Source organism: Deinococcus misasensis DSM 22328 (genome assembly GCF_000745915.1).
Taxonomy (GTDB): domain Bacteria; phylum Deinococcota; class Deinococci; order Deinococcales; family Deinococcaceae; genus Deinococcus_C; species Deinococcus_C misasensis.
Map to the genome: position 1 here is coordinate 1 of NZ_JQKG01000022.1, position 21,283 is coordinate 21,283.

Genomic DNA, 21,283 nt, shown 5'->3' on the forward strand with positions numbered 1-21,283 from the left:
AAATTCTCCCTCCCACAAGGAGGGATTTTTCTTTGCAATCCCACACCCTGAGCAAATCATGCCCCAAGCATGCGTCTCCACCCCAACAACGCGGGCAGGGTCGCAGGTTCGAGTCCTTCAGGGCCTGCCAATTTGTTTTCTCGCCTTTGAGCTCAACAAAAAAGGAGCCCCCATCAAAGGACTCCTCTTGAAAATTGATGCCGTTCAAACCACCAGAATCACATGAACTGGCAGTTGTCGTAAACACTGATTTGACTGGTTTTGGCGTGGCCTGTGCGGGCACCGTTGGGGGTCACCCCTTCAATCATGCCCACGAAGTTGCCCACAGCTTTGCTGGGATCAGGCAAGGTGACTTGCTTTTCCGTGAGGTTGGCAAATGGGGTTCTGACAATGCCCGCTTTGGTGACAGTGAACAGGGCCCGGTACCAGTTGTTTTCAAATTTGGCATTTTCATCTGCGTTGCTGACCGTGTATTTGCTGAAAGTGTTGTAGCGTTCAGATCCACTGATCCAGAAAACCGCTTCTTTCAAAGAACCTGTGGCATTGACGCCAAGCAGAACCTGGGTTCCATTGGGATCATTGTCACATGCCACATAGGTCTTCACGGCACCATTCATGAAATAGGTGTCGGTTGCAATGGTGGGATTGGACAGTGCAAGATTCAAGTCGCTGGAGAGGGTACATGCTGCCAATGTCATGGGTAAAACCACAATCAGGATCTTTTTCATGTTGTCTATTTTTCATGATTTGTTGTCATAGGGGGTGAAAATGCCATGACCTTCAAATTGATGGATGTTTGCAGTCAACTGAGAAAAATAAAAGACATTCTTGAATGATCCTTCAGGCTGAGTTCAGACCAAATCATCACCTTCAAACATTGTAAGAGGCATCACTGCTTCAGATGAACCTCTTCACCGGTTCATGTCTTCCATTTTTTTGAGGATCAAGGGAATGGTCACAATCTCAAAGACGCCTGCCAGAATCAGAAAGCCGCCAAAAACCACATCGCCAGAGAGCACGATCAGCAACCCAATCACCATGATGATGGCGGCGCCACCAATCAGGATGGTTTTCATGGTGTTTTTGTTGTTCATGCTTCCAGTGTAGGGCAAACGCAATCAAGCTGTCTGAGGACAAGCGAGCAGTCAGTCTTTGCGGTCAAATTGCCCGAGAAAAAACGCCCGATAAATGAATTCTTTGGAAGGCACTTGACGGAGTTCGTAGGCTGCAAACAAATCGCTCTGGTCGTAGGGAATCCGCTTGTGGGTCACATGGTATATACCGTTCTGGATGTCCAGCAAGGTGTAATTGGCCACAGGTTCGGTGTGGCAGCCCAGAGATCCCGGATTGAGGTAACGGGCTTTGCCCTGCATGTCTGAAAAAGGATGGTGATGCCCATACAGCAAGATGTCGGGGTGGTGATGGTCCAAGACCTCTTTGAAGAGGTCATCCAGCACCTCTGGGGTGGGATCTTTGATGAATTTTTTGAACATGGGGTTTCCCAAGCCGTCTTTTTCAAGACGCAAAGGATAGTGAATCAGGCTGATTCGAATGCCTTCTTGCACCTCATGCCTCTGGTATTCCCATCGGGACATGATGGCTTTGAAAGAAGACCCGAGCTGTTTGTGGGCCCATCTGGTGTGCAGGTATTCGCCCACACTCATCCACATGGGGCGTTTCTCCAGACCGAGGGCATACCACTGGTCGTGGTTGCCCATGATGAAACGCACATCAGGAACAGAAAGGAGAAGTTCCACGGTTTCTCTGGGGTAAGGTCCGATGCCGATCACATCTCCAAGGCAGTAAATGCGCTGGCAACCCTCTTTTTGAATGTCAGAAAAAACCGCCTGCAGTGCAGGAAGGTTGGCGTGAACATCCGTAACGAAAGCAAGTTTCATGTGTTGACCGATCTTCCCCAGCTTAACATTTGTGGTGGCACCGTCGTCTGCCTTCCTGTGGGCCGGGTCACCCGATGATATAACAGGCTCATGTGGATCACCTCTTTGAAATTTCAGCACCTGACCATCGAGTGGTTCGTGACCGGACCTTTGCAGGAAAATGCCTATCTGCTGCACGACGCATCCCAGAACGCTTATCTGATTGATCCCGGTGCAGATGCCCCCGAGATCTTGAAAGCCATTCAGGACCGAAATTTGAAGCTGCAGGGGATTTTGCTCACCCATGCCCACTTTGACCACATTGGCGCAGTGCAGCCCATCAGAGAAGCTTTGAAGGTGAAAGTGCACCTCCATGACGCAGACCTGACCCTTTATGAAAATGCTTCCCTGTCTGCTGCCCGCTGGAACCTGCAAATCGAGCAACCTTCTCCTCCAGATGCCCGATTGAATCATGGCGATGTCATTGAAGCAGGGGCCATTCAACTGCAGGTGCGTTTTGTGCCCGGCCATGCACCGGGGCATGTGGTGTTTGTCGGAGATGGTTTTGTGCTGGCCGGAGACACCCTGTTTAAGGGCAGCATTGGACGGACCGACTTGCCGGGTGGCAATCACCTCTTGCTGCTGGAAAAAATCCGTTCTGAACTGCTGACCTTGCCGGATGAAACGGTGGTGCTCTCTGGTCACGGAGACAAAACCACCATCGGCGTGGAACGCTTCAGGAATCCCTTTCTGTCCTGAGTTGCACCTCCTGTACAGGTGCTGACACAGCCTTGACGTTCAGAGGAAGAATACAAAGAGATGACAAACATTGTGCTGATTGAAGATGAACGGACCGTGCGGGATGTGGTGCAATTCCACCTGGAGCGTGCAGGGCTCAGCGTGACCAGCTTCAGTGAGCCCAACCCTGCCTGGAATTCCCTTGCCAGAGCAGACCTTTTGATTCTCGATTGGATGCTGCCTCAGGAGGCCGGGATCAGTGTGCTTCGCCGGATCCGCCAGAGCCCTGAACTCAAGCACCTCCCGGTCCTGATGCTGACTGCCCGCGCGTCTGAAGTGGACCGCGTGGAGGGTCTGGAGTCTGGAGCAGACGATTACCTGACCAAACCTTTCTCGGCAGCAGAACTGGTGGCACGGGTTCGGGCCATTCTGCGCCGACTGAGCCCACAACAAACCGGAGGAAAACTGCTCAATGCAGGCCTGACCATCGATCTGGATGCCGCAGAGGTGACTCTGGAAGGCCAACGTCTGGAACTCACCCGACGGGAGTTTGATTTGCTGGCGTTTCTGGCCCAGAATCCGGGTCGGGTGTACTCCCGCAGCGATTTGCTGGACAAGGTGTGGGGTCCTGACTTTCTGGGTGGTGAACGCACCGTGGACCAGCACATCACGCAGCTTCGGTCACACCTGAAAGAAGATTTGCATGAGCCAAGGTTCATTGAGACGGTGCGTGGCAAGGGATACCGCATGCGTCAACACAACGGCAATTGATGCCAGGCGGTTGTGATGCAAAATGGTTGTGATGCACAGCGTTCTGGATGAACTTCCGCAGGCCATCATCCTGCATGACCACGGGCGGGTCAGCTTTCTGAACCGCATGGCCCGTGAACTCTGGCATGTGGAAAACTTCACCGCCAGAGGCCGGCCCATCATTGAGGTGTTGCGCCGCCACACGCTGGATGAACTGGTGCGCAAAGGGGGCGAGCTTGAATTGATGATTGGCGGTCGGGAATTGCTGTGTAAAAGCGTTCCGGGGGCCCTGATCTGTGAAGACGTCACCGAAAAGAATCAGTCCCAGAGAGAGTTGCGGGAAGTGATGGCCGTTTTGTCGCACGAGTTTCGCACTCCGGTGGCAGGGATCATGGGTGTGCTGGAAGCTTTGCAGTACGACCTGCCTGCCGAGATGCGCGAGAATTTCGTCTCTCAGGGCCTCTTGGAGGTCCGGCGTCTGGCCCGTCTGGTGGAAGACATGACCGTGGGGTTTCGGGTGAGCACGCTCAGGGACATCCAGTTCAGGGATGTGACCTCCAGAGCAGAGCGCCTTTTGCAACCTGAGCTGGAAAAAACCGGCGTGACCCTCAAGGTGGAAGGCGAGGACGTGCACCTGCACGCCGATGCGGACAAGTTGCTGCAGGTGGTGCTGAACCTTGCAGAGAATGCCATCCGTTACGGTCCCAATCCAGGGGTGATTGTGCTCAAAGCCGCTCTGGAGCACGGTCAGGTGTGGATTGGGGTGCTGGATGAAGGCCGGAAACTGCCTGACTACGAAGTGATTTTCAAGCCACACCAGCGAGGCCCGAGCGCCAAAGGGTATGGCAGTGGAATGGGGCTTTACATCATCCGCTCGATTGCAGAATCTTGGGGTGGGGTGGCCGAAGGGCGGCATGTGCCGCAAAAGGGCAATGAGTTCAGGGTGTCTGTACCGCTTTGAGGTAACGGCACCTGTGTTTTGAACCCCGTATAATTGGGGCAGTGGAGGGTGTATGCGCGATTCGTTTGAAGCCCAATTGCAGCAGGTGGTCACCGGAACCTTAACCATGCTGGCCAAAGTGAGGGTGATGCTCACACAGGCCCAGGATGTGCTGGTGGACCGCCAGACCGACCTTCTCAGTGTGGTCACCGCCGCCGACCGTGAAATCGACCAGTTGGAAACCCAGATTGAGGAGCAGTGCCTGAAGCTGATTGCCCTGCAATCGCCTGTGGCCCGCGATTTGCGTCTGGTAGGCACGTTCATGAAAAACCTTTCGGACATCGAGCGCATGGGGGATTATGCCGTGCACGTTGCAGAAGATGGTGCTTTGCTGGCGCAAGAACCGCCCCTGAAAAAGTACGTGAACCTTGCCCAGATGATTTCCCGACTGGACCAGATGCTGGAACTCATCCAGAAAGCCATCCAGAACCGCGACATCAGCATTTCCCAGCAGGTGCTGGAAATGGACAACGAAGTCGATGAACTGTACGAGCAAACCCAGAGGGAACTGGTCACCTACATGATCGAGGACCCCAGAACCATCACCAAAGCCATGACCCTGATGCGGGTGGGGCGTTCTCTGGAGCGTTTCGGCGACCACATCGAAAACATTGCCGAACGCCTGGAGTTCTGGGTGACCGGTCAGAGGCACGAATCTTCCAACCATGCCTGATCGGGCATTCACTGGGTTGATCCATAAAATGAGAGGATTCAGACGAATCCTCTCATTTCACAAAAGCAGTTCCAGAGAGACCACTTCTGCTGCTTCTGTCAAATGCTTTCAAGTGTTTGCGCTGGTGTGTGGGCTGTCCACCAGCGCATTTGCTTTGCAGGTGACCGGTTTGCAACCTTGGGCCGGTGATGCCCAGCATGTCTCGCTGGATCCCATCCAAGCACAACAGGAGGTTTTCGCTGGACGGGCAGATGTGGCTCTGGTGCGCACCCCAATCCGGCCTCCCAGAGGGGTGGGCAAGGTGTTGTATTTCCCTGTGGGTGTTTTTCCTGTGGTGGTGGCGTACAACCTGCCCGTGGACCTGAGTCTTTCTTTGCAGCAGGTGTGTGACATTTATGCAGGGCGCATCCTGTTGTGGTCCGAATTGAACAGGGATTTCCCCAAAATCCCCATCCTGAGCATCGTGCGCCTTGAACCCAATTCAGCCAGTTGGGTGCTGGCCCAGAGTTGCATGCACATCCATCCCCGTTTTCAGAAAATCGGTTTAAAGGCCAACTGGCAAGCCGAAAGCACCCTGAGGGTCAAGACCGTGCTTGAGCAGCAAAAAGCCATGCTGCAAACCGGCACCTTCAGCGTTTTTGTGCCTGAAAATGTCCCAGAGGGGATGCGTGTGGCCCGCCTGAAAAACTGGGATCTGGACCTGACCCCACAGGCTCTGGCTTATGGGTATCAGGCCAACCCAGATGAGGAGCCTTTTCCAGGTCCTTTTGTTTCCCTCCCTCCGGTCAATGACATCCAGAGTTACCCTCTGAGAGGCGTCGTCTGGGCAGTGGTGATGCAGGATCAGGCGTACCGTGGGCGCAGCAAAGAACAGGCCCGCGAGGTCAAGGGCCTGTTGCAAGCCCTGAGCACCACCCCAGCACCCAATCAGGCCCCTTTGCCCCAGGGGTGGGTGTCTTTTCCGCGTCTGTATTACCGTGGAACCCCATTTTGGTGAAAGTCAGGGCACCTGCAAGACCACTTTTCCCATGGCTTGCCGGTTTTCCAGCAGCAGGTGGGCTTCTCTGGCCTGTAAAAGCCCCACCACATGACCCACCACAGGTTTGAGCCTGCCCTGTTTCACAAATTGCAAAACCTGAAAGAGGTCTGCTTTGGAGCCCATGGTGGACCCCAGAATGCTGAGTTGCTTGAAGAAAACCCAGTTGAGGGGGGTGATGGCTTCATGCCCACTGGTGGCCCCACAGGTGACCAACCGACCACCCCATTTGAGGCTTCTCAGGCTCTGTTGCCAGTTGTCTGCTCCAGTGTGATCGAAGACCACATCGGCCATCTCGCCCCCTGTGAGGGTTTTGACCGCCTGCACCTGATCGGTGCTGGAGTCGATCACCTCATCTGCCCCGAGTTGCAGCGCCAGCACTTTTTTTTCAGGTGTGCTCGCCACGGCAATCACTCTGGCACCCACAATTTTGCACATTTGGATCAAATTGACGCTGACTCCACTGGTGGCTGCCAGCACCAGAGCGGTTTCAAACGGTTTGAGTTGAGCCCGGTCAAACACCATCTGGTACGCAGTCAAAGCAGACAGGGGCAGTGCAGCAGCTTCAATGGGATTCAGGCCCTCTGGCATGGGCAGGATGTTGGCTCTGGGGACCGCGATGTACTGGGCATATCCTCCGGTGCGGTGCTCTCCAAGGATCTGGTATTTGCGGCAGAGGTTGTCGTGACCGGACAGACACCGCTCGCAGTGCCCACAGGACACCCCCGGATTGAGCAGCACCGGTTGACCCTCCTGCAGGTCTGAAACCCCTTCTCCCAGAGCAGCAATTTCTCCGGCAATGTCAGAGCCCAGCAGGTGTGGGAGGGGCAGTTTGGGACTGGCCACCCCTTTGCGCACCCACACATCCAGATGGTTGAGGGCCACCGCCTGAATCCGCACCAGCACTTCATGGGACGCGGGTTTGGGAACAGGCAACCAAAGGGGTTGCAGGGCTTCTGGTCCTCCTCTGGCGGTCAGGGCCACGGCTTGCATTGAGGTGGGCATTTGAGGCATGCAAAAGTTCTCCTTGGGTGGTGTGCTTCTGACACCAGAGGGTTTCTCAGGGCATGGATTTGTTTTTGTAATCCAGCACACCTGAATTCAGGTTTAAAGCATTCGAAAAACCCGGTTTCTCTGGTGTTTTTGAGGTTCAGTGTGTCTCAATTCTGTCATAATCTGGATACAGGTTTCCTTCAATTCACTCCCGTCTTCTCCTGAGACGTTCAAAGTTTTCCGTTCCAGAGCACCTGTGGTGGTCTGATGCTGGGGAGAACTGTACAGTCCACACCAAAGTCGCTATACTTGGTTCAATCGTATACTTGGTACAAAAAGTTCAGCGCGAGGTTTCTCATGACCCAAAAACCCTGGTTTGCCCACTACGAAAAGGGCGTGCCACCAGAGGTGGACATTCCGCCCATCCTGTTGCACGACCTCCTCATCCAGTCTGCCCAGAAATACCCCAAACGGGTGGCCGTTCACTTCATTGGCTTCACCCTCACCTACGAGCAACTGCTCGATCAGGCCAAACGCTTTGCCCACACCCTGCAACAATGGGGGGTGAAAAAAGGCGATCGGGTGGCCATCATGCTGCCCAACAGCCCACAGCAAATCGTGGCTTTCTTCGGGGCCAGTCTGGCCGGGGCCATTGTGGTCAACACCAGTCCCCTGTATGTGGCCCGGGAGTTGCAGCACCAACTGGAAGACAGTGGCGCAGAAACCTTGGTGATCCTGAACACCTTCTTCCCGAGGTATCAGGAAATTGAAAACCACGTGAAGGTCAAACGGGTCATCGTGACCAGCATTGCCGATGCCCTCCCCTTCCCGAAAAACATGATCTACCCGATGCTGGAAAAGAAAAAGAAAGCCTGGGTGGAGGTCAAACCCACAGAGAAAGTCCGCAAGTACCCTGATGTGGTCAAACACCACGCCCAGGGCTTGCAGACCACCGATGTCAAATCCGAGGACATTGCCCTTCTGCAATACACCGGAGGCACCACCGGAACCCCCAAAGGGGCCATGCTGACCCACCGCAATCTGGTGGCCAACTGCATGCAGGCCAAAGCCTGGCTGCCGGACCTGCAAGAAGGCAAAGAAGTGTCTCTGGGGGCCATTCCTTACTTCCATGTTTACGGAATGACCGCCAGCATGAACCTTTCGATTGCCATTGGGGCCACCATCACCCTGATCCCCAACCCCAGAGACATCCCGATGATCCTCAAGACCATCGACAAGATGAAGCCCAGCCTGTTCCCCGGTGTGCCCACCCTGTACAACGCCATCAACAACCACCCGGACACGCCCAAGCACGACCTGACCAGCATCAAAGCCTGCATCTCGGGCAGTGCAGCCCTGCCTGTGGAAACTGCACGCACCTTCCAGCGCATCACCAACGGGGCCAATCTGGTGGAAGGGTACGGCCTGACCGAAACCAGTCCGGTCACCCACGTGAACCCGGTTTATGGAGAACACCGTGAAGGCTCCATCGGGGTGCCCCTCCCGAGCATCGATGCCCGTGTGGCCGATGAAAACGGCAAAGAATTGCCTCCAGGCGAGATTGGCGAACTGATCGTCTCGGGTCCCAACATCATGCTGGGGTACTGGGAACGGCCTGTCGAAAGCAAACACGTACTGAAAGAGGTGGACGGCAAAACCTGGCTGTTCACCGGCGACATGGCCACCATGGATCCAGACGGCTATTTCCGCATTGTGGACCGCAAAAAAGACGTGATCATCACCGGCGGATTCAATGTGTACCCCAGAGAAGTGGAAGAGGTGCTCTACAGCCACCCGGACATTCAGGAAGCCGCAGTGGTCGGTGTCCCGGATGCTTACCGTGGAGAAGCCGTCAAAGCCGTTGTGGTGCTCAAACCCGGCAAGACCGTCAGTGCAGAAGAACTCAAGCAATACTGCCGCAAAGACCTCAGCCCCTACAAAGTGCCCAGAGAGATTGAGTTCCGAACCGAACTGCCCAAAACAGCGGTTGGGAAAATCCTCAGAAGGGCTCTGGTGGAAAGCAAAGAAGCCAAACAAGGCGCATAAACATTCAAGTCAAGACTTCAGGTTTGCCCCTTCAAGACTGTGCTGGAAAGTCAATGGGGCAAACCCTGTTTTGGTGGGCAGAAACACAACTTGCATGCCTTACAAGAAAGGTCTACCATGATGCATAGCAGTCAGGAATTGATCAGAACTGTTGGCGCCACCCGATCAAGGCGTGTTAGGCTGTAGGTGTTAGACTCCCATCTCGAGGCAGCGACGCATGAAAAGCTACAAGATCCTAGTTGCAGACGACGAAACCAGCATTCGCACCATGCTTGAGATGATCTTGTCCGCTGACGGCCACGAAGTGGTCAGTGTCAGTGATGGTCGTGAGACCCTGGAATATCTCAAGAACAACACCCCCGACGCCATTCTTCTCGACGTGCGCATGCCAGACATCAGTGGTCTGGAAATTTGCAGCCGGGTGAAGCGCGTTGCGCGGCTCAAGACGGTTCCGGTGATCCTCCTCACCGCCATGGACGATCAACAAACCCAGAGGGAAGCCAAATTGGCCCGAGCAGATGGCATCATCTACAAACCCCTCAGTGGCAAAAACCTGCGAACCCGGGTCCGCAGCATCATCGAAGGCACCGGACAGGGCTTTGATCCCGAACCCTGAAACCTGTCTTTTGAACCACCAGAGCCCCCAGCAAGGGGCTTTTTTCTTGTGTGGTCCTCCTCCTCACATGCTTTCACACGGCACATGCTTTAATGGTGTCGTGAGTTTTGACCCCTCAAGGAGACCGGAATGAAATTTTTCCGCGCCCTGTTTACATTGATGTTCAGTCTGGTGCTGGTCGGTGCGGGTCTGGCCAGCCCTTTCGTGGTGCACTGGCTGCGCACCCTCCCCGATTACCGTGAACTGGATTCCCTGACCCTCGGGAGCACCACCAAGGTGTATGCCCGAGATGGCAGTCTGGTGGGCATCCTGAGCCCGACCATGAGCAACGGGGGGCACATCAACCGCACCCTTGTGGACCTCAATCAGGTGAGTCCATACATGCAAGCTGCCGTGATCACCGCCGAAGACATCCGTTTTTTCGAGCACTATGGGGTGGATGCACTGGGCATTCTGCGTGGCATCTACAAAACCGTTCGCGGAGAGCGTGTGGAGGGGGGATCCACCCTGACCAACCAGGTGGTCAAAAACACCCTGCTTTCTGACCTCAAAGACATCCGCACAGGACCCGGAGGCATCCAGCGCAAGATTCAGGAATGGATCCTCAGCATTCAGGTGGAACGCTCTTTCACCAAAGAAGAGGTGCTGAACCATTACCTGAACGTGATCTACTGGGGCCGCGGAGGTCCTGTGGACATTCTGGGTGTGCATGCCGCTGCCAAAGCTTACCTCGGGAAACTGCCCAGAGACCTCACGCTGGCGGAAAGCGTGTATCTGGCCCGCTTGATTCCTTCGCCGGGCCGTTACAACGACTATGCAGGCATGCGAGGCCTCATGAAAAGCCTGCTCGCCGACATGGCAGAAAAAGGCTGGATCACCCCGCAGGAAGCCGATGCTGCTTGGAGAGAAAAACTCCAACCCAACGGCTGGAAAGTCAAATACGACGACAAAGGCAAGGTGCTGGAAGCCCGATTGGTCAATGAAAAGGCCAAACACTTGCCTTCCGTGGTCACCGAACGTGCCCCCCACTTTTTGCAACAAGTGGAGCGTGAACTGATCGCCAAATTTGGACGGGAAAAAGTGTATGGCTCGGGTGGCCTGAACGTCTACACCACCCTCGACCCCCGAGCACAGGACAGTGCAGAGAAAGCCAGCATGAATGCGCAATTGCCACCGGGAGCCACGCTGGGCATGGTGATTCTGGACCCCTACAACGGAGAAGTGCTGGCCATGGTGGGACAGAAATTGCGTCCCGGTCAGGTGCCAGCCGAATGGAACAATGCTGCACAAGGGGCCAGACAGGTGGGCTCCAGCATCAAACCCCTGCTGTACACCACCGGAGTGGAGCAAGGGTTTGCCCAAGACCACACCGAATTTGACGAGCCCACCGACTTTGGCAACTACAAGCCACAAAACTTCGGGGCCAAATACGCTTACCGGGACCTGACCTTGCGCTGGTCTCTGGACAACAGTTTGAACATTCCCACCCTCAAACTGGCCAAAAAAGTGGGCCTCAACAATTTCATGAGCAAACTGCGCACCATGGACCTGAATGCCCCAGACGATGTGGGCCTCAGTCTGGCCATCGGCACACTGGAGACCAGCCCCCTGAAAATGGCGGCAGCATACGCTCCCTTTGTGAACGGAGGCACCTGGTACCGCCCGAGCTACATCCGCCGGGTGGAAGCCCAGAACGGCCAGACCCTGTTTGACAGTTGGCGCGACCGTCCTGAAAAACGTCGGGTGTTCAGCCCACAGGTGGCTTATGTGGGTCTGGACATGCTGCTCGGGGTGGTCAATGACCTGAAACCCGAGCAGGGCAATCTGGCTTTCAAAGCCAAAATTCCGGGCTGGCAGGTGGGTGGCAAAACCGGAACCACCAACGAGCAAAAAGACCTGTGGTTTGTGGGCGTGACCCCTGAAGCCGTGGGCGCCGTGTGGGTCGGCCGACAAGAGGGTGGGGGCATGCCCGCCAATTACTACTCTGGGACCGTCAATCCTCCCATCTGGCAGAGCATGATGGCTGGTTATCTGGCCGGAAAACCGCCCACCAGCTTTGCAGTCCCTGATGGCATCACTTACCAGAATGTGAACGGGTTCAAAGCAGCTTTTGTCACCGAAAGGACCACCCGTGCGGTCCGTCCGGACACCGAACCCCAAGCTCCCGTTTACACCGCCGTGGAAAGCCTCCCCGAGGATTTCAGCACCAGCATGGTGGCCATTGATGTGCGCACCGGCAAACTGGCCGATGAGTTCACCCCTCCCGAGTCTGTCAAAATGCGCCGGGTGTATGGGGATGTGACGGGGTTCTTGCAATGAACTGGAAACAGGCTCTGGCGGTGGGAGTGTGCATGCTGGGCATGGCTCTGGGAAGCCCCAAACTGGGCAATCCCATGCCTGAGCTTTCTTTGCCCAGCCCTTTGCCAGAGCGTTATCTGGTGGCCCTGTACAGCCATGATTGCGGAGACATCTCAGACCTCTGGAAAGAGGTGCTGTCTTTCAAACTGCCGGTGCTGGCCGTCAATGCAGAAGGCATTCTGACGCCAGCCCCCAAAGAAACCCTGTTTTTGCAGGGGAACACCGCCACAAACCTGTCCAGATCCCTGAAAGTCACGGTTTACCCCACCTTGCTGCTCATTGAAGAGGGTCAGATTGTGGGCCTCTGGGAGCCCAACGGGACAGGCATCTCTGAAGCCCTCGGCTTGAAATCCGTAGAATAGGGAACGCATGTCAGAACCCACCACCAGTCTTGGCGTGGCCCTGTTCGGAGGGCTGGTTTCCTTTTTGTCTCCCTGTGTGCTTCCCCTGCTCCCCTCTTATCTGGGGGTTCTGGGAGGCGGACAATCCCCTTTCAAACGTGCGCTCGGGTTTGTGCTGGGCTTCTCTCTGGTGTTCATCATGCTGGGGGCCGGAGCCAGCCTCATCGGGCAATTTTTGATTGCCAACAAGCTCTGGTTGAATTACCTGAGCGGTTCCCTGATCCTGTTTTTTGGTCTGGTGATGCTGGGCCTCATCAAAATTCCAGCCCTGATGGGCGACTACCGCATGGGCATGGGTCAGGCCAGTGAATACGGACCTGTGGTGCTTGGTGCGGCTTTTGCGCTGGGTTGGAGCCCTTGCATCGGTCCTGTGCTGGGAGGCATCCTGACCCTCGCTGCACAGGGCGGAAGCCTGCAAACCGGGGTGCTGCTGCTCAGCGTTTATGCTCTGGGACTGGCCATTCCTTTCCTGATTGCAGCTTTGTTCTGGCAAAAACTGAATTTGCGTCACCTCAACAAGTACACCCCGATCATCGAAAAAGTGGGTGGAGGGGTGCTCGTGGTGCTGGGAATCCTGATCCTGACTGGAAAATTCACCGAACTGAGTCGCTTTTTCCTGAACATCATGCCCGATTGGATGGTGAAGTTATTGTAGCGGTGCAGACCCTCAATCTGGCCCGCCGATTTGGCCGGTCATGGGTGCTCAGGGACATCACATTGACCGTTGAAGAAGGCCAGACGGTGGTGCTCTTCGGAGAAAACGGTGCTGGAAAGACCACCCTGCTTCGGGTCCTTTGTGGCATCCTCACCCCACACAAAGGAGAAGGGCGCATCTTTGGCTATGACCTGAAAGACCGCCAGAGCGTGCGTGAACATGCTTTTTTTCTGAGCAACGATCAGGGCCTGTACATGGACCTGTCGGTGCTGGAGAACCTCGATTTCACCCGTCAAATGTACAAAGTTCAGGCCAACCTTCCGGCCTTGTTGGAACGGGTGGGCTTGGAAAAGGCAGGCCAAAAAAGGGCCAGAGAACTCAGCTCTGGAATGCGAAAAAGGGCTTTGCTGGCCCGCATGTTGATTGCCCCCAGTCCCCTCCTGTTGATCGATGAACCCTTTGCCAATCTGGATGAGGCCGGAAAACAATTTGTGCTGGACATCCTCAAAGAAGCCCAGCAACAAGGCAAAACCCTGATTTTCACCAGCCATGAACCTGCACTGGCTTTGCAACTCACCGATGTACAACACACCCTGCAAGGAGGGGTTTTTCAATGAGAGAAGCCCTGTTGATTGCCCTGAAAGACTTGCGTCTGGAAGGCCGCAGCAAAGACATCCTGACCACCACCGCTTTTTTCTCGGCTCTGGTGGTGCTGATCATGGGCTTTGCTCTGGGTCCTGACACCGGCAAGCTCAAAGAGTCTGCGCCAGGCGTGCTGTGGGCAGCCATCGCTTTTGCCAGTGTGCTGGCTGCACAACGGGCTTTCGGAAGTGAGCAAGAATCTGGAGCACTGGAAAGCCTGCTGATGTACCCCACCACCCACGAATGGGTGTTTGTGGGGAAACTGCTGGCCAATTACGTTTTGATGCTGTTGCTGGCAGGCATCACCGTGCTGACCACCAGCATCATCTACAACCTGAGCTACACCAGCATCGGTTTGCTGGTCCTCACCTTGATACTCGGGGTGCTCGGGTTTTCGATCATCAGTGTGTTTTATGCGGCCATCACCGTCAATTTGCGGGCCAAAGAAGCCCTGTTGCCAGTTCTGATGTTTCCCATCACCATCCCTGTGGTGATCGGCGCGGTGGCTGCCACCAAGATCCTCACCCAGAACGGCAATCTGGAAGACCTCTCCAGTTGGCTGCAGTTGCTTGCTGCTTTCGATGTGGTCTCGCTGATTGTGGCTGCGGTGGCTTTCCCGCATGCTCTGGAAAACTGACCATTTGTTACAAAAACCTGAGTTTTTTCATGCTGAGCAGGTAGCATAGAAGCAGACTGTAAGACGCCACACGGCCCACGGGACATTCCGGAAAAGGCCGGGACAAATGACGCCAGCAATCCACTACCCTTGGAGATAGAGCCATGAAGGACAAAGTGACCCCCATCCTCGGAATTTTAACCCTGCTCAGCTTCGCTGCCGGGCTGTTCTATGCCTTTACTGCGCCGCCAGACATCCATCAAAAAGAACTGGTGCGCATCTTCTACCTCCACATGCCGGTGGCCCTGATGTCTTATGTGGCCTATTTTGTGGCCATGGGGTACAGCCTTGCTTACCTGATCACCAAGAACCGCAAGTTTGACCGCCTTGCCTATTCCAGTGCAGAAGTGGGTGTGTTGTTCACCGCCCTGACCCTGATTGGAGGAAGCCTCTGGGCCAAACCCACCTGGGGCACCTACTGGACCTGGGACCCGAGGCTCACCACCACTGCCATTGGTTTCCTGATCTACGTGGGCTACTTCATCATCCGGGGCCTGATCGAAGACCCGGACCGCCGGGCCAGAGTGGGCGCGGTGATTGGCATTGTGGGCACCCTGTACGTTCCCATCAACTACATGAGCGTGTACTGGTGGCGCAGCATCCACCAGACCCCCACCTTAAAGCTGCTGGGCGATCTTGAATTCTCCGCCGACCCCCGCATGGGGGTGGCCCTGATGTGCATGTTCGTGGCCTTTGTGATTGGCTTCGTGTACTTTGTGCGCTTCCGGGCTGTGGTGGCAGACCGCATCGAAGCGAAAGAAGATCGCCTGATGGAACAGAGCTTCCAGGAAGGACGGATCTGATGTACCAGACTTTTGTGACCATCGTTTACCTCTCCACGTTTCTTTCCCTGATCGGGTATGTGGTGTACTGGTACCTGCGCCTGAAACAAACGGAGCGTGACCAATGACCACCCTTCCCCAGGCCAGAAAGCGCAAAAAGAACCCTGCAGGTTACATCGTCGCTCTGGTGGTGCTGCTCGGGGTGGTGGCTTATGTGGTGTTTGGCAATGCGGGGAACAGTCTGGTTTATTTTGTGACGCCAGCCGAATACACCATGAAAGCCAGTGAATACACGGGCAAAACCCTACGCATGGGGGGTCTGGTGGTCGAGCCTGACTACAATCCCCAGACCCTTGAGTTGAAATTCACCATGCTCGACTCCGATGGGGTGACCAAAATTCCAGTGCAGTACAAAGGTGCCCTGCCTGATCTGTTCAAAGCCAATCAGGGTGTGGTGGTGGAAGGCCAGATGCACGATGGCACCTTTCATGGCACCACCTTGCTGGTCAAACACAGCGAAGAGTACCGTGCCCCCCACAGTGGGGACGGCACCGATTACAAAAAGCTGATTGAGGGCACCCAATGACCGAATTTCTGGGTCTGGGCTTCACCAACCTTGGCGCTTACGGCACCCTTGCGTTGCTGTTTGCTCTGGGTTTTGTGGTCTTCGGGATGGTCGCCAGCATTGTGGGTGGCCTCCGGCATGACCCGAGGTTCATCGAGAGTGGCAGACGCAGCGCGTGGGCCGTGTTCCTGTTCGTGACCATCGCCATTGGGGTGCTGGTGTATGCCATTTTCATCGATGACTTCACAGTGCGTTATGTGTACCGCCACTCCATGAGTGTGTCTCCCACCTGGGTGAAATTTGTGACCCTGTGGGCCGCTCTGGAAGGCAGCGTCTTGCTGTGGGCATGGGTGCTGGCCCTGTATGCCTTTCTGGTGTCTTTAAGTGTCAGAAACGATGCTTTGCGTCCATGGGTGATGGCCACCATGTTCTTTTCCTTGCTGTTCTTTGTGGGCATCAACCTGACAGTGGCCAGCCCATTCACCCCCAACGTGAACGGAGCCAATGAAGGTCTGGGACCCAATCCTCTGCTGCAAAACCACTGGATGATGGCGGTGCACCCGGTTCTGTTGTACCTCGGGTTTGTGGGCCTGAGTGTGCCTTTCGCGTATGCGATTGCTGCACTGGTCACCCGCAAACTGGGTGAATCATGGATCACCCAGACCCGCAGTTGGCTCCTCAGCGCATGGATGTTCCTGACCGCAGCCATCGTGGCCGGCGGATGGTGGTCCTATGAAATTCTGGGCTGGGGCGGTTACTGGGCATGGGATGCTGTGGAAAACGCCTCTCTGGTGCCGTGGTTGCTGTCCACGGCTTTCTTGCACAGCATCCAGATTCAGGAACGCCGCCGCATGCTGAAAACCTGGAACGTGTACCTGATCATCGGAGCGTATGCAACCACCGTGCTGGGCACCTTTCTGACCCGCTCTGGGGTGGTGGAAAGTGTGCACGCCTTCGGCAGTGGACCGGTCGGACCGGTGTTTTTTGGCTTCTTTGCTGCCCTGATGCTGATGGGCATTGTGCTGGCCACCGTGCGAGCACCCCTGATCCGGGATGACCACACCATCGAACGGCCCATTTCCAGAGAAGGTTCCTTTCTGGCAGGCAACATCGTGTTTCTGGCTTTCGCCGTGATGGTGTTGCTGGGCACCCTGTTTCCGGTGCTTGTGGAAGCCTTGCGCAATGTTCGCACCAGCGTAGGACCACCTTTTTTCAACCAATTTGCCATTCCAATGGGACTGCTCTTGCTGTTCCTGATGGGCATTGGCCCCATGTTGCCATGGCAGCGCCAGAAAAACGAGAACCTCTGGAAAGCCATGCAGGTGCCTTTTGGGGCAGGAATTGGGGCAGGCGTTCTGGCTTTCGTGTTCGGTATTCGGGACATCAACGTGATCCTGACCGTCGCCCTGGGCGCTTACAATCTGGCCGGACTCTGGAAACTGACTTACCGGGCAGCGCAGGACCGCGGTGGCCTCCACAAAACCTTTGAACTCTTCAAGGTCCACCCGAGGCGTTATGGGGCTTACGTGGCCCACGTTGGCATGGTGGTGATGGCCCTTGGCATCGCCTTCTCTGGGGCCTACAAACGCGAACTGGAACTCACCTTGCAAGTGAATCAGCCTCAACAGGTGATGGGCAAAACCGCTGTGCTGAAAGACATCACCATCCGGGAGTTTCCCTTCAAACGTTCCGTTGAGGCCCACGTGGTGCTGGGCAAAGAAGACACCTACGCCAAGCTGAACACTTATGTGAACCAGCCTCAACAGCCCGTGGCGATGCCCTTTGTGAAGTACCATCCCACTGCAGACACTTACGTGACCCTGCTGGCCTACAAGCAGGATGAAAACTGGGCCACCGTGCGGGTCATTGAGACCCCTCTGGTTTCATGGATCTGGATTGGCACCCTGATCATCGTGCTGGGCAGCTTTGTGAGCCTGCAAGCCCCAGTGGGCAGCGTACAGCCCAGAGTGGCCCGCAAAGAGGTGACCGCATGAAACGCTGGATCGGACCTCTGATCGTGGTGCTGGTGGTGGCCTTGCTGGGTTATGGCCTCCTCAATGAAGACAGCACCCCCAAAAGCCCTCTGGAAGGCAAAGCTGCCCCAGAATTCAACCTGAAAAGCATGGATGGGGAAACCTACCAACTGGCCAGCCTGAAAGGCAAACCGGTGGTCATCAACTTCTGGGCTTCGTGGTGTTTGCCCTGCCGTGTGGAAGCCCCAGTGTTCCGCAACTTGATTGACAAGAGCGGAGATCAGGTGCATTACCTCGGGATTTCTTTCAACGACAACGAAAAGAACGCAAGGGAATTCCTGAAAGAGTTTGACCTGAACATCCCAACCCTGCTGGATCCCCAGTCCAAAGTGGCCATTGATTATGGCATCGGACAGATTCCGGTGACACTGGTGCTGGATCAGGACGGCAAGATTGTGTACCGCCACCTCGGAGAAGTGGACCAGCCCACCATGCAAGGGGTGCTGAACAAACTGGGTGTGAAACTGTGAAGAAGGTGCTGGTGTGCTTGCTGTTCTGGGTGGCACCTCTGGCCCTTGCAGAAGCCCCTTCCCAGAACGTGGTGAACGTCACGGACAACGTGCAGCTGAATCCAGAGCAAGAAAAACTGGCCCGTGAAATCGCTGGCGAAATCAAATGCCCGGTGTGCAAAGGGGAATCGGTGCTGACCAGTTCGAATGACCTGTCCCGTCAGATTTACCTGGACATCAAAAATCAGGTCAAAAACGGCAGCACCGCAGATCAAGTCACCGGTTACATGGTGGCCCGTTATGGCGAGACCATTTTGTTGAATCCGCCACGCAAGGGCATCAACTGGTTGCTCTGGATCACTCCGGTTCTGGTGTTGCTGGGTGCAGGATGGGGGCTTTCGGAGTACCTCAAAAACGCCTCCCGCACCCCTGAAGTCTCTCAAGAAGATCTGGAACGGGTCAACCGTTACCTGAAAGAGAAAAAATCATGATGTACCTGATTCTCGCTCTGGCGGTGGTGATGCTGGTTGCGGTTCTGCTGCCCACCAGTCGAAAAGCCGTGGCCACCGTCGAAGACACCCAGCGTTCAGACCTGCAAGAAGAGCGTGATTTGCTGGTTTCCGAACTGCGTGACCTGAGCGTCCAGAGCCTCCCTGACACCGAACGGGAACGGACTGAACTGGTGTTCAAAGCCCGGTTGGCCCGGGTGCTCAAAGCGCTGGATGAATTGCCTCCTGCACCCTCTGGCACTGCACTGAGCCGTCCAGCACATTTGCCTGCCTTGTTGCTCACTCTGGGATGCGCTTCTTTGATGATCGTGGGTGGGTTCACCTTTTTTCAGAGTTGGCGTTACAAAGGCATCAATGAGGGGGAAGCCAAACAACTTCAAAACGTTCTGAAACTGCCTGCCCTGCAAACCCGTGCCAGCACCACCAAGAACCCCGAGGACATCCGTGCCTATGCCCGTGCAGCTTTTGACGCTGGAAAATTCCAGCAATCTGCACAGGCGTACGCAGACCTTTTGAACCAGACCAAGAACACCAGAGACCCTGAAGCCCTCCGGCGGATGGGGGTTTACCTGTCCACCACCGAGCAGTACAAACAACAAGCACTCGGGTTGGTGCAGAGTGCTGTAGAACAGGACCCCAAAGAAGCAGAAGGTTACCTGCTGCTGGGGTACACCCACATGAACAACGGCAATGGTCAGGAAGCCCTCGATGCTTTCTTGAAGTTCCGTGACCTGAAACCCATGAGTCTGGAGGCAGACGAGCAAATTGCAGAATTGCGTGCAGCTCTGGGCAACAATGCCACGGGTGCAGAACTGTTCGCCCAGAACTGTGCAGCCTGCCACGGCCCAGAAGGCAAGGGCAAAACCGCCCCGAGCATCCTGAGCAGTGCAGCCATGAACGACACAGAGACCCTCAAGACCCTCATCCAAAAAGGGGCTGGAGCCATGCCTGCTTTCCCGAGCATCAAAGGAGAGGCGCTTGAGGCTCTGGTCAAGCACGTGCAAAGCCTGAAACCATGACCGAAAAAGTCAACCGTCGAAAATTGCTGGAATACTGGTGGGTCCTCCCTGTGGCTGGCACCTTCGGGGCCTTTGGGGGCATGTTCTGGTATGCCTCTCGGGTCACCTTTGGCAAGAAACATCCGGGTCCTCCGGCGTTCAAAGCGGGCGAAGTCAAATTCATTGCAGAAACCGCCAGCCTGAAAGAGGATTTTGCCACAGCAGAATTCACCTACTCGGGGGTTCCCTGTCTTCTGATGCGGATTCCCCAGAGCACCCTTGGCAGCATTGAAGCAGGTGGAGTGCATTATGCCGCCTTCTCACGGATTTGCACCCATCTGGGCTGTCCTGTACAGCCCCTGAGGGACAAAGAAGCCACTGCCCTGACTTTCAATTACCGCATGGACCATCCGATGCTCGGGTGTCACTGCCATTACAGCATCTTCGATCCCCTCAAAGACGGCCAGAGTGTGTTCGGAAAAGCCCTGCATCCTTTGCCAAGGGTGCAACTCAGTCTGAAGGGGAATCGGATTTTTGCCTCTGGTCTTGAGCCGGCCCCCCCTGTGGGCGGGTGAGGAGCACCACCGCCACCAGAATCAGCAAACAGGCCAGAATGCTCTGGAGGGTGATGGTCTCCCCTCCCAGAAAGTGCCCTACCATCAGGGCCACAATCGGGTTCACGTAGGCGTAACTCATGGCCAGAGGGGTGCTCACGGTTCGCACCAGATACATGAATGCGTTGTAGGCGATGATCGAGCCAAACACCACCAGATACCAGAACGCCACCCATGCCTGTGAAGGGACATGGGTGATTTTTTCACCGAGCAACAGACCCACCAGAGCACTGGCCATTCCGCCAAAAAAGATTTGCAGTGCGGTGTTCATGATGCCCTCAGGCATGCGGATTTGCTTGCTCCAGACCGTCCCGAAAGACCAGCTCATGGGCGCGATGATCAGGGCCAGCATCGCCAGAGGGGCGGCAGAAAGGTCTTTGCCTGAATTGAGCACCACAATGCCCACCACCCCCAGCAACAATCCCACCCATTCGGTGCCTCTGGGTGCGCGTCCCCACAGGGCACTCCAGACGGCAGCCCAAACTGGAGAAACACCCACAGCAATGGCTGCCACTGCACTGGACACATCCTGTTCGGCATAGAGCACCATGCCGTGCCCCACCACAGTCAGCAAAATGCCCACCATGGCAGCATTGAGGGTTTGCTGGCGGTCTGGCCATGCCACCTTGCGAAGCTTCAGAAACAGGAGCAAGATCAGGCCTGCAGCCATGTAGCGCAAGCCTCCCTGCAAGAAAGGGGGAAATCCAGTGAGCGCCACCCGCATTCCAAAATAGGTGGACCCCCAGATCAGGTAAACGGCAATCAGTGACCAGAGCACACTCGGGGACATGTTCTGACCAGCCTAAACCTTTGATTGTGCACAAAGCAAGCGAGTGTGGTGTTTGTTCAACTCAAATGCAAAACCCAAAGAT

General features: G+C 55.5%; 25 protein-coding genes. 20 read left to right on the forward strand and 5 right to left on the reverse strand.

The genetic code is table 11. From position 1 onward, the window contains the following. Positions 1-226: hypothetical protein (locus Q371_RS27765; RefSeq protein ID WP_034341782.1), on the forward strand; the 226-nt coding region annotated here is incomplete at its 5' end. Here the strand turns inward: Q371_RS27765 and Q371_RS14640 are convergent. From Q371_RS14640 to Q371_RS14650, 3 genes are all read right to left on the reverse strand, one after another. Next, positions 219-728 carry a hypothetical protein gene (locus Q371_RS14640; protein WP_034341783.1) on the reverse strand — a complete coding sequence of 170 codons (510 nt, stop codon included), beginning with the start codon at positions 726-728 and terminating at the stop codon, positions 219-221. The two genes, Q371_RS27765 and Q371_RS14640, sit on opposite strands and share 8 nt — an antisense overlap. Positions 729-911: 183 nt before the next feature. Further along, positions 912-1,094 (reverse strand): hypothetical protein, encoded by a 183-nt coding sequence (locus Q371_RS14645; protein WP_034341784.1) that lies wholly within the window; start codon positions 1,092-1,094, stop codon positions 912-914. A 51-nt stretch (positions 1,095-1,145) separates the two neighbouring features. Next, entirely contained in the window at positions 1,146-1,898 is a 753-nt protein-coding gene (locus Q371_RS14650) for a metallophosphoesterase family protein (RefSeq protein ID WP_034341785.1), read from the reverse strand. 90 nt (positions 1,899-1,988) lie between these two features. On the opposite strand from Q371_RS14650, the gene Q371_RS14655 reads away from it, so the two are divergent. The 5 genes from Q371_RS14655 (at position 1,989) to Q371_RS14675 (ending at position 6,035) form a co-directional block, all read left to right on the forward strand. Beyond that, positions 1,989-2,636, forward strand: coding sequence for an MBL fold metallo-hydrolase (locus tag Q371_RS14655; protein ID WP_034341786.1), 648 nt, complete (start codon positions 1,989-1,991; stop codon positions 2,634-2,636). Positions 2,637-2,696: 60 nt separating this feature from the next. Next, positions 2,697-3,386: a winged helix-turn-helix domain-containing protein gene (locus Q371_RS14660; protein WP_034341787.1), complete on the forward strand. Its 690-nt coding sequence runs from the start codon at positions 2,697-2,699 to the stop codon at positions 3,384-3,386. A gap of 31 nt (positions 3,387-3,417) precedes the next feature. Continuing rightward, entirely contained in the window at positions 3,418-4,326 is a 909-nt protein-coding gene (locus tag Q371_RS14665) for a sensor histidine kinase (RefSeq protein ID WP_034341833.1), read from the forward strand. A 52-nt stretch (positions 4,327-4,378) separates the two neighbouring features. Continuing rightward, a complete protein-coding gene (phoU, locus tag Q371_RS14670) occupies positions 4,379-5,038 on the forward strand; it encodes a phosphate signaling complex protein PhoU (protein ID WP_034341788.1) in 660 nt (219 codons plus the stop codon). Positions 5,039-5,150: 112 nt separating this feature from the next. Further along, the gene (locus tag Q371_RS14675) at positions 5,151-6,035 is read left to right on the forward strand and encodes a substrate-binding domain-containing protein (RefSeq protein ID WP_169743861.1); all 885 of its coding nucleotides are present in this window, start codon (positions 5,151-5,153) and stop codon (positions 6,033-6,035) included. A gap of 3 nt (positions 6,036-6,038) precedes the next feature. Here Q371_RS14675 and Q371_RS14680 read toward each other — a convergent pair whose 3' ends face one another. Next, positions 6,039-7,088: a zinc-binding dehydrogenase gene (locus Q371_RS14680; RefSeq protein ID WP_245618354.1), complete on the reverse strand. Its 1,050-nt coding sequence runs from the start codon at positions 7,086-7,088 to the stop codon at positions 6,039-6,041. Between the two features lie 336 nt (positions 7,089-7,424). Between Q371_RS14680 and Q371_RS14685 the strand changes: the two genes are divergently transcribed. The 14 genes from Q371_RS14685 to Q371_RS14750 all read left to right on the forward strand — a co-directional run bounded on the left by Q371_RS14685 (position 7,425) and on the right by Q371_RS14750 (position 20,372). Beyond that, on the forward strand, positions 7,425-9,113 hold the full coding sequence (locus Q371_RS14685; RefSeq protein ID WP_034341790.1) for a long-chain-fatty-acid--CoA ligase: 1,689 nt from the start codon (positions 7,425-7,427) through the stop codon (positions 9,111-9,113). Between the two features lie 217 nt (positions 9,114-9,330). After that, positions 9,331-9,729, forward strand: a complete 399-nt coding sequence (locus Q371_RS14690) for a response regulator (RefSeq protein WP_034341791.1) — start codon at positions 9,331-9,333, stop codon at positions 9,727-9,729. Positions 9,730-9,858: 129 nt separating this feature from the next. Further along, positions 9,859-12,048, forward strand: a complete 2,190-nt coding sequence (locus Q371_RS14695; RefSeq protein WP_051964481.1) for a transglycosylase domain-containing protein — start codon at positions 9,859-9,861, stop codon at positions 12,046-12,048. Continuing rightward, a complete protein-coding gene (locus Q371_RS14700) occupies positions 12,045-12,449 on the forward strand; it encodes a hypothetical protein (protein ID WP_034341792.1) in 405 nt (134 codons plus the stop codon). Before Q371_RS14695 ends, Q371_RS14700 begins: the two co-directional genes overlap by 4 nt. A gap of 7 nt (positions 12,450-12,456) precedes the next feature. Beyond that, entirely contained in the window at positions 12,457-13,143 is a 687-nt protein-coding gene (locus tag Q371_RS14705; RefSeq protein WP_034341793.1) for a cytochrome c biogenesis CcdA family protein, read from the forward strand. Further along, positions 13,122-13,760: a heme ABC exporter ATP-binding protein CcmA gene (gene ccmA, locus Q371_RS14710; RefSeq protein WP_034341794.1), complete on the forward strand. Its 639-nt coding sequence runs from the start codon at positions 13,122-13,124 to the stop codon at positions 13,758-13,760. The genes Q371_RS14705 and ccmA overlap by 22 nt, the downstream gene beginning before the upstream one ends. After that, on the forward strand, positions 13,757-14,422 hold the full coding sequence (locus tag Q371_RS14715) for a heme exporter protein CcmB (protein WP_034341795.1): 666 nt from the start codon (positions 13,757-13,759) through the stop codon (positions 14,420-14,422). Before ccmA ends, Q371_RS14715 begins: the two co-directional genes overlap by 4 nt. Positions 14,423-14,565: 143 nt before the next feature. Beyond that, the gene (ccsA, locus tag Q371_RS14720; protein ID WP_034341796.1) at positions 14,566-15,264 is read left to right on the forward strand and encodes a cytochrome c biogenesis protein CcsA; all 699 of its coding nucleotides are present in this window, start codon (positions 14,566-14,568) and stop codon (positions 15,262-15,264) included. Positions 15,265-15,367: 103 nt separating this feature from the next. Then, entirely contained in the window at positions 15,368-15,829 is a 462-nt protein-coding gene (gene ccmE, locus Q371_RS14725) for a cytochrome c maturation protein CcmE (RefSeq protein ID WP_034341797.1), read from the forward strand. Then, entirely contained in the window at positions 15,826-17,802 is a 1,977-nt protein-coding gene (locus Q371_RS14730) for a heme lyase CcmF/NrfE family subunit (protein ID WP_034341798.1), read from the forward strand. Before ccmE ends, Q371_RS14730 begins: the two co-directional genes overlap by 4 nt. Then, complete coding sequence (locus Q371_RS14735) at positions 17,799-18,311, forward strand: TlpA family protein disulfide reductase (protein WP_034341799.1); 513 nt, start codon at positions 17,799-17,801, stop codon at positions 18,309-18,311. The genes Q371_RS14730 and Q371_RS14735 overlap by 4 nt, the downstream gene beginning before the upstream one ends. Next, positions 18,308-18,781 (forward strand): cytochrome c-type biogenesis protein, encoded by a 474-nt coding sequence (locus Q371_RS14740; protein ID WP_051964484.1) that lies wholly within the window; start codon positions 18,308-18,310, stop codon positions 18,779-18,781. Before Q371_RS14735 ends, Q371_RS14740 begins: the two co-directional genes overlap by 4 nt. Beyond that, positions 18,778-19,818, forward strand: a complete 1,041-nt coding sequence (locus Q371_RS14745) for a c-type cytochrome (protein WP_034341800.1) — start codon at positions 18,778-18,780, stop codon at positions 19,816-19,818. Before Q371_RS14740 ends, Q371_RS14745 begins: the two co-directional genes overlap by 4 nt. After that, complete coding sequence (locus tag Q371_RS14750) at positions 19,815-20,372, forward strand: Rieske 2Fe-2S domain-containing protein (RefSeq protein WP_034341801.1); 558 nt, start codon at positions 19,815-19,817, stop codon at positions 20,370-20,372. The genes Q371_RS14745 and Q371_RS14750 overlap by 4 nt, the downstream gene beginning before the upstream one ends. On the opposite strand, the gene yedA is transcribed toward Q371_RS14750, so the two are convergent. Next, positions 20,308-21,201: a drug/metabolite exporter YedA gene (gene yedA, locus Q371_RS14755; RefSeq protein ID WP_051964486.1), complete on the reverse strand. Its 894-nt coding sequence runs from the start codon at positions 21,199-21,201 to the stop codon at positions 20,308-20,310. The genes Q371_RS14750 and yedA overlap by 65 nt on opposite strands. Between the last annotated feature and the right edge of the window lie 82 nt (positions 21,202-21,283).

Bases quoted from the DNA above. Each gene is read 5' to 3' on its own strand.
- phoU (WP_034341788.1), top strand. From the start codon at position 4,379: ATGCGCGATTCGTTTGAAGCCCAATTGCAGCAGGTGGTCACCGGAACC.
- ccmE (WP_034341797.1), top strand. From the start codon at position 15,368: ATGACCACCCTTCCCCAGGCCAGAAAGCGCAAAAAGAACCCTGCAGGT.
- Q371_RS14640 (WP_034341783.1), bottom strand. From the start codon at position 728: ATGAAAAAGATCCTGATTGTGGTTTTACCCATGACATTGGCAGCATGT.
- yedA (WP_051964486.1), bottom strand. From the start codon at position 21,201: ATGTCCCCGAGTGTGCTCTGGTCACTGATTGCCGTTTACCTGATCTGG.
- Q371_RS14690 (WP_034341791.1), top strand. From the start codon at position 9,331: ATGAAAAGCTACAAGATCCTAGTTGCAGACGACGAAACCAGCATTCGC.
- Q371_RS14680 (WP_245618354.1), bottom strand. From the start codon at position 7,088: ATGCCTCAAATGCCCACCTCAATGCAAGCCGTGGCCCTGACCGCCAGA.
- Q371_RS14715 (WP_034341795.1), top strand. From the start codon at position 13,757: ATGAGAGAAGCCCTGTTGATTGCCCTGAAAGACTTGCGTCTGGAAGGC.
- Q371_RS14665 (WP_034341833.1), top strand. From the start codon at position 3,418: ATGCACAGCGTTCTGGATGAACTTCCGCAGGCCATCATCCTGCATGAC.
- Q371_RS14705 (WP_034341793.1), top strand. From the start codon at position 12,457: ATGTCAGAACCCACCACCAGTCTTGGCGTGGCCCTGTTCGGAGGGCTG.
- Q371_RS14645 (WP_034341784.1), bottom strand. From the start codon at position 1,094: ATGAACAACAAAAACACCATGAAAACCATCCTGATTGGTGGCGCCGCC.
- Q371_RS14660 (WP_034341787.1), top strand. From the start codon at position 2,697: ATGACAAACATTGTGCTGATTGAAGATGAACGGACCGTGCGGGATGTG.
- Q371_RS14750 (WP_034341801.1), top strand. From the start codon at position 19,815: ATGACCGAAAAAGTCAACCGTCGAAAATTGCTGGAATACTGGTGGGTC.
- Q371_RS14685 (WP_034341790.1), top strand. From the start codon at position 7,425: ATGACCCAAAAACCCTGGTTTGCCCACTACGAAAAGGGCGTGCCACCA.
- Q371_RS14650 (WP_034341785.1), bottom strand. From the start codon at position 1,898: ATGAAACTTGCTTTCGTTACGGATGTTCACGCCAACCTTCCTGCACTG.
- Q371_RS14730 (WP_034341798.1), top strand. From the start codon at position 15,826: ATGACCGAATTTCTGGGTCTGGGCTTCACCAACCTTGGCGCTTACGGC.
- Q371_RS14655 (WP_034341786.1), top strand. From the start codon at position 1,989: ATGTGGATCACCTCTTTGAAATTTCAGCACCTGACCATCGAGTGGTTC.
- ccsA (WP_034341796.1), top strand. From the start codon at position 14,566: ATGAAGGACAAAGTGACCCCCATCCTCGGAATTTTAACCCTGCTCAGC.
- Q371_RS14700 (WP_034341792.1), top strand. From the start codon at position 12,045: ATGAACTGGAAACAGGCTCTGGCGGTGGGAGTGTGCATGCTGGGCATG.
- Q371_RS14735 (WP_034341799.1), top strand. From the start codon at position 17,799: ATGAAACGCTGGATCGGACCTCTGATCGTGGTGCTGGTGGTGGCCTTG.
- Q371_RS14745 (WP_034341800.1), top strand. From the start codon at position 18,778: ATGATGTACCTGATTCTCGCTCTGGCGGTGGTGATGCTGGTTGCGGTT.
- Q371_RS14695 (WP_051964481.1), top strand. From the start codon at position 9,859: ATGAAATTTTTCCGCGCCCTGTTTACATTGATGTTCAGTCTGGTGCTG.